This window comes from Mycobacterium sp. (genome assembly GCF_036488105.1).
Taxonomy (GTDB): Bacteria; Actinomycetota; Actinomycetes; order Mycobacteriales; family Mycobacteriaceae; genus Mycobacterium.
Map to the genome: position 1 here is coordinate 1 of NZ_DASXHW010000459.1, position 12,195 is coordinate 12,195.

Annotated in this window: 15 protein-coding genes; 6 read left to right on the top strand and 9 right to left on the bottom strand. The window is 66.3% G+C overall.

All coding sequences use genetic code 11. The features are described from left to right. From VGH54_RS24040 to purM, 3 genes are all read left to right on the top strand, one after another. Positions 1-682, top strand: a 682-nt coding sequence (locus VGH54_RS24040; protein WP_414688784.1) for a phytoene desaturase family protein, incomplete at its 5' end; no start/stop codon positions are given. A gap of 182 nt (positions 683-864) precedes the next feature. Next, on the top strand, positions 865-2,406 hold the full coding sequence (gene purF / locus VGH54_RS24045) for an amidophosphoribosyltransferase (protein ID WP_331514628.1): 1,542 nt from the start codon (positions 865-867) through the stop codon (positions 2,404-2,406). Positions 2,407-2,472: 66 nt separating this feature from the next. After that, positions 2,473-3,555 (top strand): phosphoribosylformylglycinamidine cyclo-ligase, encoded by a 1,083-nt coding sequence (purM, locus tag VGH54_RS24050; RefSeq protein ID WP_331514629.1) that lies wholly within the window; start codon positions 2,473-2,475, stop codon positions 3,553-3,555. A gap of 36 nt (positions 3,556-3,591) precedes the next feature. Here the strand turns inward: purM and VGH54_RS24055 are convergent, their stop codons facing one another. Together VGH54_RS24055 and VGH54_RS24060 are read right to left on the bottom strand one after the other, a co-directional pair. After that, complete coding sequence (locus VGH54_RS24055) at positions 3,592-3,759, bottom strand: DUF3073 domain-containing protein (protein ID WP_331514630.1); 168 nt, start codon at positions 3,757-3,759, stop codon at positions 3,592-3,594. Between the two features lie 134 nt (positions 3,760-3,893). Further along, positions 3,894-4,988 (bottom strand): folate-binding protein YgfZ, encoded by a 1,095-nt coding sequence (locus VGH54_RS24060; protein ID WP_331514631.1) that lies wholly within the window; start codon positions 4,986-4,988, stop codon positions 3,894-3,896. Between the two features lie 58 nt (positions 4,989-5,046). Between VGH54_RS24060 and VGH54_RS24065 the strand changes: the two genes are divergently transcribed. Continuing rightward, positions 5,047-5,916: an aminodeoxychorismate lyase gene (locus VGH54_RS24065; RefSeq protein ID WP_331514638.1), complete on the top strand. Its 870-nt coding sequence runs from the start codon at positions 5,047-5,049 to the stop codon at positions 5,914-5,916. A gap of 277 nt (positions 5,917-6,193) precedes the next feature. On the opposite strand, the gene VGH54_RS24070 is transcribed toward VGH54_RS24065, so the two are convergent. From VGH54_RS24070 to lmeA, 7 genes are all read right to left on the bottom strand, one after another. Continuing rightward, positions 6,194-6,880 (bottom strand): FABP family protein, encoded by a 687-nt coding sequence (locus VGH54_RS24070; RefSeq protein WP_331514632.1) that lies wholly within the window; start codon positions 6,878-6,880, stop codon positions 6,194-6,196. A 122-nt stretch (positions 6,881-7,002) separates the two neighbouring features. Next, positions 7,003-7,305: a DUF1416 domain-containing protein gene (locus tag VGH54_RS24075; protein WP_331514633.1), complete on the bottom strand. Its 303-nt coding sequence runs from the start codon at positions 7,303-7,305 to the stop codon at positions 7,003-7,005. 2 nt (positions 7,306-7,307) lie between these two features. After that, the gene (locus VGH54_RS24080; protein WP_331514634.1) at positions 7,308-8,141 is read right to left on the bottom strand and encodes a sulfurtransferase; all 834 of its coding nucleotides are present in this window, start codon (positions 8,139-8,141) and stop codon (positions 7,308-7,310) included. A gap of 20 nt (positions 8,142-8,161) precedes the next feature. Beyond that, the gene (locus VGH54_RS24085) at positions 8,162-8,623 is read right to left on the bottom strand and encodes a DUF4395 domain-containing protein (RefSeq protein WP_414688785.1); all 462 of its coding nucleotides are present in this window, start codon (positions 8,621-8,623) and stop codon (positions 8,162-8,164) included. A 98-nt stretch (positions 8,624-8,721) separates the two neighbouring features. Then, positions 8,722-8,841: an Ms5788A family Cys-rich leader peptide gene (locus VGH54_RS30110; protein ID WP_414688786.1), complete on the bottom strand. Its 120-nt coding sequence runs from the start codon at positions 8,839-8,841 to the stop codon at positions 8,722-8,724. Next, a complete protein-coding gene (locus VGH54_RS24090; protein ID WP_331514640.1) occupies positions 8,838-9,194 on the bottom strand; it encodes a thioredoxin family protein in 357 nt (118 codons plus the stop codon). The genes VGH54_RS30110 and VGH54_RS24090 overlap by 4 nt, the downstream gene beginning before the upstream one ends. Before the next feature lie 106 nt (positions 9,195-9,300). After that, positions 9,301-10,113, bottom strand: coding sequence for a mannan chain length control protein LmeA (gene lmeA / locus VGH54_RS24095; RefSeq protein WP_331514641.1), 813 nt, complete (start codon positions 10,111-10,113; stop codon positions 9,301-9,303). Between the two features lie 167 nt (positions 10,114-10,280). On the opposite strand from lmeA, the gene VGH54_RS24100 reads away from it, so the two are divergent. Both VGH54_RS24100 and mshD read left to right on the top strand, forming a co-directional pair. Then, positions 10,281-11,042, top strand: coding sequence for a response regulator transcription factor (locus VGH54_RS24100; protein WP_331514636.1), 762 nt, complete (start codon positions 10,281-10,283; stop codon positions 11,040-11,042). Continuing rightward, positions 11,039-11,947, top strand: coding sequence for a mycothiol synthase (gene mshD, locus VGH54_RS24105; RefSeq protein ID WP_331514637.1), 909 nt, complete (start codon positions 11,039-11,041; stop codon positions 11,945-11,947). The genes VGH54_RS24100 and mshD overlap by 4 nt, the downstream gene beginning before the upstream one ends. The last annotated feature ends 248 nt before the right edge of the window (positions 11,948-12,195 follow it).

Genomic DNA, 12,195 nt, shown 5'->3' on the forward strand with positions numbered 1-12,195 from the left:
TCTCGTCGGTGCGGAGTGCCTGCCCGCGGACTTGATCGCCAGGCTGAGCGGTCGCGACCACCGCGCGGCATTCATCCAGATGCACTTCGCTCTCGACGGCCTGCCGGAGTTCGCTCCGCCCTACGAGCTACTCAACGAGCCAGGTATGCAGCAGTCCATCGGGATCTTCGGCTCACCCGAAGAACAGCAGCGCCAGTGGGAGATGTGCACCCGCGGCTTGGTGCCCGACAATCCGTCCCTCGGCATGCAGATACCGTCCTGCATGGACCCCGGTCTGGCGCCGCCCGGCAAGCAGGCCGCGAGCGCGTACGCGTATGCGTTTCCCGTCGAAGCCGGGCGAGACCAGCACGGGCGTCTGAAAAATGAGATGGCGCAACGGGTTATCGAGAAGATCACCCGCGTTGCGCCCAACTTCCGGGACATCGTCATCCGGCACATCACGTTCGCGCCGTATCACATGCAGACGATGTTCGGCGCCCCGGCGGGCGATTTCTGTCACGGCCTGTTGCATCCGGACCTGATGGGGCCGAACCGGCCAGGACCCAAGGGCTTCATCGACCTGCCGATTCCGGTTGAAGGACTGTATCTGGCAAGCGCCGGGTGCCACGGCGGCCCCGGTATCACCTTTACTCCCGGCTACAACGCCGCATATCAGGCACTCGACGATCGGGCGGCGGGGTAACTGCTCTGCTGAGCCAGCTAGGGACCGCTGTGGCATATGCGACACGTGGCACAGTGTGGGGCTCCTGAGCTGCGGAAATCGGCTATGAGATAGCGCAACACGCCGGATCAATTCGCTGACACGCCTGCCGTTTCCGTAGACTTCATCAAGTCACCATCCGCCCGCCAGGGAGCCGCCGCACCGTGACCGTCCAAGAGCCCGTACCCGACGAAAACCCACCCGGCGAAGAATGCGGCGTATTCGGCGTATGGGCCCCCGGCGAAGAAGTCGCCAAGATGACCTACTTCGGCCTCTACGCGCTGCAACACCGGGGCCAGGAAGCCGCCGGCATCGCGGTCGCAGACGGTTCGCAGGTGCTGGTGTTCAAGGATCTCGGCCTGGTGAGCCAGGTCTTCGAGGAGCAGACGCTGGCTGCCATGGAAGGCCACGTCGCTATTGGGCACTGCCGATATTCCACCAGCGGCCAGCCCACCTGGGAGAACGCCCAGCCGGTCTTCCGTACCACTGCGGCGGGCACCGGAGTGGCGTTGGGGCACAACGGCAATCTGGTCAACAGCGCCGAACTGGTCACCCGTGCGCGTGAAGCCGGACTGATCAACTCCAGGGCACCGGGTGCGGCCAACACCGACTCCGACGTGCTGGGCGCGTTGCTGGCGTACGGCGCGGCCGACTCCAGCCTGGAACAGGCAGCGCTGCAACTGTTGCCGACGGTCCGCGGCGCGTTCTGTCTGACGTTCATGGACGAGAACACCCTGTACGCCGCGCGCGACCCGTGGGGTGTGCGGCCGCTGTGTCTGGGACGGCTGGACCGCGGTTGGGTGGTCGCGTCGGAAACCGCCGCGCTGGACATCGTTGGCGCCTCGTTCGTCCGCGAGATCGAGCCGGGCGAGCTGTTGGCGATCGACGCCGACGGCGTCCGGTCGACCCGCTTCGCCAACCCCGAGCCCAAGGGCTGCATCTTCGAGTACGTCTACCTGGCGCGGCCGGACAGCACGATCGCCGGAAGGTCGGTGCACGGCGCCCGGCTGGAGATCGGCCGACGACTGGCTCGCGAATCCCCGATCGATGCCGACTTGGTGATCGGTGTCCCGGAATCCGGCACGCCCGCCGCCGTGGGCTATGCGCAGGAATCCGGCATCCCCTACGGCCAAGGCCTGATGAAGAACGCCTATGTCGGGCGCACATTCATTCAGCCGTCGCAGACCATCCGCCAGCTCGGAATCCGGTTGAAGTTAAATCCGCTCAAGGAAGTCATCCGCGGCAAGCGGCTCATCGTCGTCGACGACTCGATCGTGCGGGGCAACACTCAGCGTGCTCTGGTCAGGATGCTGCGGGAAGCCGGCGCGGTCGAGGTGCATGTGCGGATCGCGTCACCACCGGTGAAATGGCCGTGCTTCTACGGCATCGACTTCCCGTCGCCGGCCGAGCTGATCGCCAACGCCGTTGAAGACGAAGACGAAATGCTCGAAGCGGTAAGGCATGCCATCAACGCCGACACGCTGGGATACATCTCGCTACGGAGTCTGATCGCCGCCACCGAGCAACCCACGTCGCGGCTGTGCTCGGCCTGCTTCGACGGCCGGTACCCGATCGAACTTCCCAGCGAGACCGCGCTCGGCAAAAACGTCATCGAGCACATGCTCGCCAATGCCGCGCGCACCGACATCGCGGACCTCGAGCTGTCGCCGGAGGCAGAGCAGGCCGCCGTGCTACGCACTCCATAGTTTTACGTTGTCTTTGCACGAGTGTGAGATACCCGCGCCGGGTGTCGACCGGTAGCCTTTATCGCGATGACGGACCGCGGAAAAGACCCGGCTGCCCCGGGCGTGACATATGCATCGGCCGGAGTCGATATCGAAGCCGGGGACCGCGCGGTCGAATTGTTCAAGCCGCTCGCGTCGAAAGCGACCAGACCCGAGGTGCTCAGCAAGCTGGGCGGATTCGCTGGACTCTTCGCGCTGCGCAACGATTATCGCGAACCTTTGCTGGCGGCGTCCAGCGACGGGGTGGGTACCAAGCTGGCAGTTGCACAGGCAATGGACAAGCACGACACCGTCGGCCTGGACCTGGTCGCGATGGTGGTCGACGACCTGGTGGTCTGCGGAGCCGAGCCGCTGTTCCTGCTGGACTACATCGCGCTCGGCCGCATCGTGCCGGAGCGGCTCAACGCGATCGTCGGCGGTATCGCCGAAGGGTGCCTGCGCGCGGGCTGCGCGCTGCTCGGCGGTGAGACCGCCGAGCACCCCGGCCTGATTGAGCCCGATCACTACGACATCTCGGCCACCGGCGTCGGCGTGGTCGAAGCCGACGACCTGCTCGGGCCCGAACGGGTCAAACCGGGCGACGTCATCATCGCGATGGGGTCCTCGGGCCTGCACTCCAACGGATACTCGCTGGCGCGCAAGGTCTTACTGGAGATCGACCGGGGCAACCTGGCCGGTTACGTCGAGGAGTTCGGCCGCACCCTGGGCGAGGAAATGCTCGAGCCGACCATCATCTACGCCAAGGACTGTCTGGCGCTGGCCGCCGAAACCCAGGTCCGGACGTTCTGCCACGTGACCGGCGGCGGCCTGGCGGGAAACCTCGAACGCGTCATCCCGAATGGACTGGTGGCCGACGTGGATCGCGGCACCTGGACGCCGGCACCGGTGTTCGCGATGATCGCCCAGCGCGGCCGGGTCTCGCGTGCCGAGATGGAAAAGACCTTCAACATGGGCGTCGGCATGATCGCCGTCGTCGCGCCCGAGGACACCGACCGCGCGCTGGCGATCTTGACCGCCCGGCATTTGGATTGCTGGGTGCTGGGCACGATCAACAAGGGTGGAAAAGGCGGTCCGCGAGCAAAACTCGTCGGGCAGCACCCAAGGTTCTAGATTTCGGCCCGGCAACACCGTGGGCCGCGGACAGTCCTAGCGGTAATCGTCACGCCAGGGATCGTCGCCCTCCGACTGGTCGGCGTCATCACCGTCCGACCCGGACAGCTCACGCTGTAGCCGATCGAAATCGGTCTGCGGTGAGCTGTATTTAAGGTCTCGAGCGACCTTCGTCTGCTTCGCCTTAGCCCGGCCACGGCCCATGGGGGAACCCCCTCGCGCAATAACGGAGCGGCCCAACAAGTAGGCGGCTCCGATCATTTGTCTTTATTGTCCTGACGACAGTTTACCGTGCCCGGTGGTTGCATGCTGTTGCGCCCCGCTACCCGTCTGGACTGTCATCGGGCCGTTCCCCGCAGCCGCTCGAGGGCTACCCGACCGGCGCCGGGGCCGTCGACTGCCGGTAGCGATGCGGCGTCGATCATCGCCGCGACTTCCCCTCCGCCGCCGGTGCTCAGGGCGGTATCGGCAGGTATCCCCCGCTTCAGCAACGCCAGGGCCACCGGGCCCAGATCGACGTGGTCGACCACGGTTCCAAGCCGGCCGACCGCGCGCCCGCCGGCCAGCACCGCGTCACCGGTGGCCGGCCGGTCCACCGACCCGTCGAGGTGCAACAACGCCAGCATGCGCGGCGGTTTGCCTAGGTTATGCACTCGGGCAACGGTTTCCTGACCCCGATAACAACCCTTATCCAAGTGGACGGCGCCTAGTCCCGGACCGCCGATCCAGCCCACTTCGTGCGGGATGGTTCGCTCGTCGGTGTCGACGCCAAGCCGTGGGCGCACCGCCGCCACCCGGTGCGCCTCGTAGGCCCAGACTCCAGCCGGGCGCACTCCGGCGCTGGTCAACCGCCGCTGCAGCTCGGCGGATTCGCCACGGTCGACGAGCACGTCCAACTCGATCTGGGCCGGGCGCGCCTCAGACATCCGGCGCACGAACCCGCCGCCGGTCATTGGCGTGGCCGTCATCGCGTCGGGCACCGCGTCGAGTCCGAGTGCGTCGAGCACCGCTCGCTCACTCAGCTGCGGTCCCAGCAGTGAGAGCACTGTCAGGTCGGCCGGCTCCGGCGTGACCTTCGACCAGAACACCATTTTGCGCAGGTAGTCCAGCAACGGTTCGCCGCGCCACGGCTCGGTGTCCAGATAGGTGACGCCGCCGAGCTCGGTCTGGATCCAGTGGTCTTCGACTCGCCCTTGCCCGTCGAGGCTGAGGTTCTGTGTGCTCGCGCCGTCGGGAAGTTCGCTGATGAACTGCGTCGAGATGCTGTGCAGCCAGGTTTGCCGGTCGTTGCCGGTCAGGGTCAGCACACCGCGATGTGACCGATCCACCAGGACGGCACCGGTTTCGCCGGCGCGCTGCTCGCCCAGCGGGTCGCCGTAGTGCCAGATGGCGCCGGCGTCGGGGCCGGATTCGGGGGCGGGGACTGCGGACACACACCAACTCTACGGGTCCGCGGCGATAGGCTTCTGACCCATGACTGGCCACCCGGGCGTGATCGTGACGCTCGACGGCGAGGTCCACCCGCCCGGCGCACCGCTGCTGTTTGCCGACGACCTCGCCGCGGTGCGCGGCGACGGCGTCTTCGAAACACTCTTGGTCCGCGACGGCCGCGCATGCCTGGTCGATGCGCATCTGAGCCGAATGGGCCACTCGGCGAAACTGCTCGACCTACCGGAGCCGGACCTGATGGCCTGGCGGCACGCGATCGAGGTGGCGACACAACAGTGGGTGCGCGACACCGCCGACGAAGGTGCGATGCGGCTGGCCTACAGCCGCGGCCGGGAACGTGGTTCGGCGCCGACCGCCTTCGTCACGGTGAATCTGGTCGCCGAGCGGATCGCAGCCACCCGGCGCGACGGACTGGCCGCGGTGACCCTGCCTCGCGAGCTGCCGTCGGCGGGTGTCGAGGCGATGCCGTGGTTACTGGCCGGTGCCAAGACGCTGTCGTACGCGATTAACATGGCCGCCCTGCGCCATGCCGACCGCCACGGCGCCGGCGATGTCATCTTCGTCAGCTCGGACGGCTACATCCTGGAAGGCCCACGCTCGACCGTGGTGATCGCCACCGCCGGTGAGGGAGCCGCCGGCAGCGTGTGCCTGTTGACGCCGCCACCGTGGTATCCGATCCTGCGCGGCACCACACAGCAGGCACTCTTCGGGGTTGCCCGCGCCAAAGGGTACGACTGCGACTACCGCGCCATGCGCGTCGCAGATCTATTTGGTGCACAGGGAATTTGGCTCGTGTCGAGCATGACGCTGGCTGCGCGAGTGCATACCCTCGACGGCCGGGCGCTGCCACGAGCGCCCATGGCGGCCGAGTTCGCCGAGCTGGTCGACGCCGCCATTGTCAGCGATCGGTGAAATCGGTTGTCGGCGTGACGCGCGGCGGGTACCTTCGCCAGTACACAGGAGAGGAGGTGGTCCGAGAAATTGATAGCTTATTGGACATGTGAGGTGGCTGCCCGCTAGCTGCACCAGGCGAGGAATCACCTGCGCGCGCTGGCGAATTCCCCGCAGTCACCCGGCCCCCGAGCCTCCGGTTCGTCCAACCTGGAACTACGGCTCGGGGGCTGCCCATTTTCCAGGGTCAGCCCCTAATTCCAAACACGTTCTGCGGCAAGCGATATGAGCTGGGTCGTCACCCGGCGAACCGCGCCAACCGCGCCGACAGGTGCGGCACCAGCCCGCCGTCGGCGTCCACCCGCTCCTCGACGTAAGCCAAATCGCCACCCTCGACGATGCCGTAAAGCCGCTTGGCTCCGCCGACCAGGACGCCCGACCGGCTGCGCGCCAAGGCGTCGGTGGCCAATTCCCACGACGACTGGTTGAGCGGACGTCCGTAGAACAGTTCGACATAACCGGCGGAATGCGCCAGCAGCAATTCGATGGCCTGCGACTCGGACGGGTCGTCGGGTTCGTTGACGAAGCGCCAGTAACCGGTTTCACGCAAGTCAGGTGCTTGGTACTCGCCGGTATCGGTGACCCGCCAGGACCGGGACTCCCAGTTCAGGTAGTCACCGCCGTCATGAGAGACCACGATCTGCTGCCCGAACCGGTAGTCGCCGCCGGCGCCGCGGCCTTCGCCTTCGCCGCGCCACACGCCGACCAGCGGCAGCAACGCCAGCAGGGCGTCGTTCAGATTGGCGCCTTCGCGCAGATTCGCGGTATCGGCTGGGCCAGGCAGGTCGTCGAAGACCGGAATGTTGCGGGTCGCGGTCAGCTTGGCGCGTGCGAGCGCGGCGGCCACCGCACGGTCGGCGGAACCGGGTGAACGGCCCGAATCGTCATCGCCGGCACTGCGCTCTGCGTCGTCGCCGGCGGTCACGATTCGTCGGTGATCAGCCGATACAGCGTGTACAGCGCGAACCAGGAGATGACCACGACGGCCGCGACAAGCATGATCTCGAAGAACAGAACCACGACGACGAGTCTAGTGCGGCGAACCGGTCAGGAGATTTTGATGTCGACCTCGTGGATGCCCGCGCCCTTCGGCTCGACGATCGCATCGCCGTTACCGGCGGCCGACAGCGCACGCAGCGTCCACGACCCGGGGGCAGCGAAGAACCGGAAGTCCCCGGTGGCCGATGCGACGACCTCGGCGGTGAACTCGCCCGAGGAGTCCAGCAGCCGCACGAACGAACCGCCCACGGCCTGACCGGAGCTATCCACCACGCGGCCGGTGATGACTGTTTCCTTCTCCAGGTCGACGCTGGCCGGCAGAGTCTGTCCTTGCTTTGGCGCAGAGCACATGTTCAGCTTCCCAACTCGATCGGGGCTCCCACCAGGGAGCCGTATTCGGTCCAACTGCCGTCGTAGTTCTTGACGTTTTGGTGTCCCAGCAATTCCTGCAAGACGAACCAGGTGTGCGACGAACGTTCCCCGATCCGACAGTAGGCAATCGTTTCCTTCGACCCGTCCAAGCCGGCGTCGGCGTAGATCTTGGCCAACTCGTCATCGGGCTTGAATGTGCCGTCGTCGTTGGCGGTCTTGCTCCACGGCACGTTGATCGCGCCCGGGATGTGGCCGGGCCGCTGGCTCTGCTCCTGCGGCAGGTGGGCGGGCGCCAGGATCTTGCCGGAGAACTCATCCGGCGAGCGCACGTCGACCAGGTTCTTCTCGTTGATCGCGGCCAGCACCTCGTCGCGGAAGGCCCGGATCGAGTTGTCCGCGGACTTCGCGGTGTAGCTGGTGGCCGGCCGGTCCACCGATTCGGTGGAAAACGCCCGTCCGTCGAGCTGCCACTTCTTGCGGCCCCCGTCGAGCAGCTTGACGTCCTCGTGGCCGTACAGCTTGAAGTACCAGTACGCGTAGGCGGCGAACCAGTTGTTGTTGCCGCCGTACAGAACCACGGTGTCGCCGTTGGCGATTCCACGGTCGCTTAGCAGCTTGGAGAATTGCTGTGCGTCGACGAAGTCGCGCCGCACGGGGTCTTGCAAATCGGTACGCCAATCCAGCTTGACCGCTCCGGCGATGTGGCCGTCGTCGTAGGCGCTGGTGTCTTCGTCGACCTCGACGAAGACAACGTGATCGGCATCGAGATTGCTCTGGGCCCAGTCGGCGGAGACCAGGACGTCGGCGCGTGCCATATGGGGGATCCTTTCGATCGCTATGAGGTGCTGTGGGCCGGCTTCAGCCGCGCCACGAGCGGGTAGAGCTGGCAGCCCAGGCAGATGCCGAAGGCTGCGTTGAGAAACGCGGCTACCAGCGCCGCCGCGGTGAGTGCAACGCCGAACAGGGAAGCGCCAGTGGCAAATCCGATTGCCGCCGGGGCGGCGAAGATCAGGCCGACCAGCTGGGCGAACTTCAGCGGGGGAACGGGTTCACGCTCGCGAACCGGACTCAGCCGCGGCGCGACGAGCTTGGCGAACACCAGGCCGTACGGATGGCGTCGCGGCCCGGCGATCGCGCCGATGGCGAAGACGACACTCTGAACGCCGACGATGATCGCGGCGGCCAGCGGGTTGACACCGGAGATGAGCAGGGTGATCACGAGGACGGCGGTGGTGATCCAGGCCGCAAAACGCGGTCCCCGCACATCGACCTGATCGGGGGTCTTGGTGTTCGACATCATGCTGCTCCTGAATTGCTCTATGCACGACTTTTGTGGCGGCGCGCGCCACGGGGGTTTCTGGCTGCTCCGAGCGCGGCGCGAAAAGGCGCGGCTACTCAGCAGCTACAACAACAGCAGCAGCCCGCGACGCGGCACAGATCAACTGCACGGCGACTGGTGAGCATGAGCTCGACGCGGGCGGACACGTCATGCACCTTACCCAATGGCGACGTCATGAAGCCAACAGTGGGGTCAGTGCCGATCGCAGGTCATCGGCTTTCGGGACACCTGTGGCGCGGTACTGCTGCCGGCCGCCGGCGTCGAAGATGAACGTGGTCGGCAACGACAACACCGAAAGACGTCGCGCCGCGTCCGGATTCGCATCCATGTCGATCTCTACGTGCGCAACGTCACCGAGGTCGTCGCAGACCTGGTTGACGACGCGGCGCACCTGAATGCACGGCCCGCACCACGAGGCGCTGAAATGCACGACGGTCGGTCCGTCGGCGGACAGGCCCAGGTCGCTGGTGTCGATGTCGTCAGCCGTGTTCGAGCCGGCCGCCCGGACGTCACCGGCCCGGCGGGTCATCAGCCATCCGATGACGCCGGCCAACGCCAGCGCCGCCACAACCGCGAGAATTGCGGCAGTCACTGGCCCGATGCCTTCCCGGGCGGATGCGGCAACATCATTGAGCTCACGCCCGGTTGAACCCGTCGAGGGTGATCGTTAATCCCGTTGTGATGCCCTCGATGATCACGTCCGAACCCCGCGCCCCCTGGGTCGTCGGCGCGACACCGAACGGCAGTTTCTGGTCGGGCAGTTTGCCGGCGAACGCGGCCAGGACCGCCTCGCGCTTATCGTCGGGCACTCGTTCGTTGGCGGTGTTAGGGCCGATGAGCACGTCGGTAGGGGTGAACACCAGCGTGGTGTTGTCGTCGCCGGCCATCGAGAGGTCGACGGCGACGCTGACCCGCTTGTCGAAGTGCGCCGCGACTGGGGTGCCGCTGAACACCAGGCCGTGGTTACCGGAGATGCCGGACTTGGTGGTACCGCCGGAGGCGTCGTTGGTGTCCTTGGCGGGTGCCTCGACCAGCAGGTCGCGGATCCCCAGGTAGTGGCCGACATGCCGCGAGTCGATGATGATGCGGCTCTCCAGTTCGCCGATCGGCAGCTTGGCATTTGGTCTGAACAGCCACGACGAGTCGGTCAGGTCGACCGAGTGCATGGTGGCCTCGAGCGTGGCCCTGCCGATCACTGGACGCGCGACCGCGCTGGCCTTGATCTCCACATCCTCGTACCGGTGGCGCATCGCCTGTGGGATGAGCGGGAAGGCGATGATCGCGACGAACGGGTCGAAGTCCAAGTGGGCCGTTTCGCGCACTGTGAGGGAGAGCCGATATTCGGCGTAGATGCTGGTCCCGAAGTCGACGCCGGTGGCTGCAAGGAGCACGACCACAATGGTCAGCAACACCGCCGCCGCACCAACCAGCGCTTTACGCATCCGCATAGTGTGGCCCACCGGCTCGTTTCGGTGTGCATCGTCACCGCGCTGGTCTGCCTCGTCACCGCGCGCAGGACTAGGCCGCACGCTATCGTTTAATGACCTGGCCGTTAAACTTCGTATCCCGCGATGAATTTTGGGAGACGCCTTTCCCACGAGCTGGAGGGGCATTCTTGGACCTGCTGCTGTTAACCGCAGAGCCGAATCCGGACGTAGTTCTGCCGTCCTTATCGCTGCTCGCCCACACGCTGCGCACGGCTCCGCCCGATGTTTCTTCGTTGCTGGAAGCGGGCAGCGCCGACATTTTGATCGTCGACGCGCGCCTGGACCTGCCGGCAGCGCGCGGTCTGTGCCGCCTGCTGGGCTCGACGGGCCGCTCGATCCCGGTGGTGGTCGTGGTAAACGAGGGCGGCTTGGTGGCCGTCAACGCCGACTGGGGTTTGGACGAGATCCTGCTCCCCGGCACCGGGCCCGCCGAGATCGATGCCCGGCTGCGACTGCTCATCGGCCGGCGAGGCAACCTGCAGGACCAGGAGGGCGTCGGCAAGATCAGCCTCGGCGAACTGGTGATCGACGAGGGCACCTATACCGCCCGACTGCGTGGGCGCCCACTTGACCTGACGTACAAAGAGTTCGAGCTGCTGAAGTACTTAGCCCAGCACGCCGGTCGGGTATTCACCCGCGCGCAGCTGCTGCACGAGGTATGGGGATACGACTTCTTCGGTGGCACCCGTACGGTCGATGTGCACGTACGACGGCTGCGCGCCAAACTCGGACCGGAGTACGAATCGCTGATCGGCACGGTCCGCAACGTGGGCTACAAGGCGGTCCGCCCCACCCGCGGCCGGCCACCGAGCAGCGAGCCCGCCGACGCCGACGAGCCCGACTCGGACAACTACCAAGAGCCGCTGGCCGATCCGCTGCACAGCCAGTGACGGCGCCCAAGTGGCGGGCCGCGTTAGACACCGACGAGCAACAGCAGATACGCGAACTTGTCGCTGCGGCAACTGAATTCGATCTGGTGGCACCCGTCGGTGAACAAGTTCTGCGGGAGTTGGCCAAGCACAGCACCGAACATCTGGTGAGCGCTGACGGCGGGAAAATTGTCGGCTATCTGAATCTGGCCACAGGGAATGACGATGGGCCCGGGATGGCCGAATTGGTGGTGCATCCGCAAGCCCGCCGGCACGGTATCGGCGCTGCGATGATCCGGGCCGCCTTATCCAGAACCCTTGGCGCTAACCGTTTTTGGGCACACGGGACACGTGAACCGGCGCAGGCGACCGCGTCGGCGCTGGGTTTGGTGCCGGTTCGGGAACTCGTGCAGATGCGCCGCTCGTTGCGCGACATCGATGAGGCCGCACCGCCCGACGGCGTGCGCATCCGCACCTACGCCGGCACCGCCGACGACGCCGAACTGTTGCGGGTCAACAACGCCGCGTTCGCGACGCATCCAGAACAGGGCGGCTGGACAGCTGCCGACCTCGCCGAGCGGCGCGCCGAACCCTGGTTCGACCCCGACGGGTTGTTTATGGCCTTCGACGAGCAGACGAACACCCTGCTGGGCTTCCACTGGACGAAAGTGCACCCCGAGAAAGCCGGTCTCGGCGAGGTCTACATTCTCGGCGTCGACCCTTCGGCGCAGGGCAGCGGGCTGGGCGGCCTGCTCACCGCGGTGGGCATCGCGCACCTGGCGCGAGGCCTGGCCGGCGCCGACGAACCCACGGTGATGCTCTACGTTGAATCGGACAACGCTGCGGCGCTGCGGACGTATCGACGCCTGGGGTTCAGGCAGTACAGCGTCGATACCGCATACGCGCGTGGCGGCGACAACGCCTGACGTGTTCACCCGGCGTTTACGCCTCTGGCGGGCTCCGGCTACACCTGAGGCATAGTTTCACCGAAGCCCGACACCCCAGCCGGGACACTCGGTCGCGGGAAAAAATTAGTGGCGAAAGCGAGATCAGTGAAGCTCGACGCGGTGCGCAGAGCGCTGGCAGCCGCGGCGTCGACGGCGGTGATCGTGGGAATGACGTCGACCGGCTGCGGTAGCGACAACAACCTGCACGGCCTCAAGGCGCCGAAGGG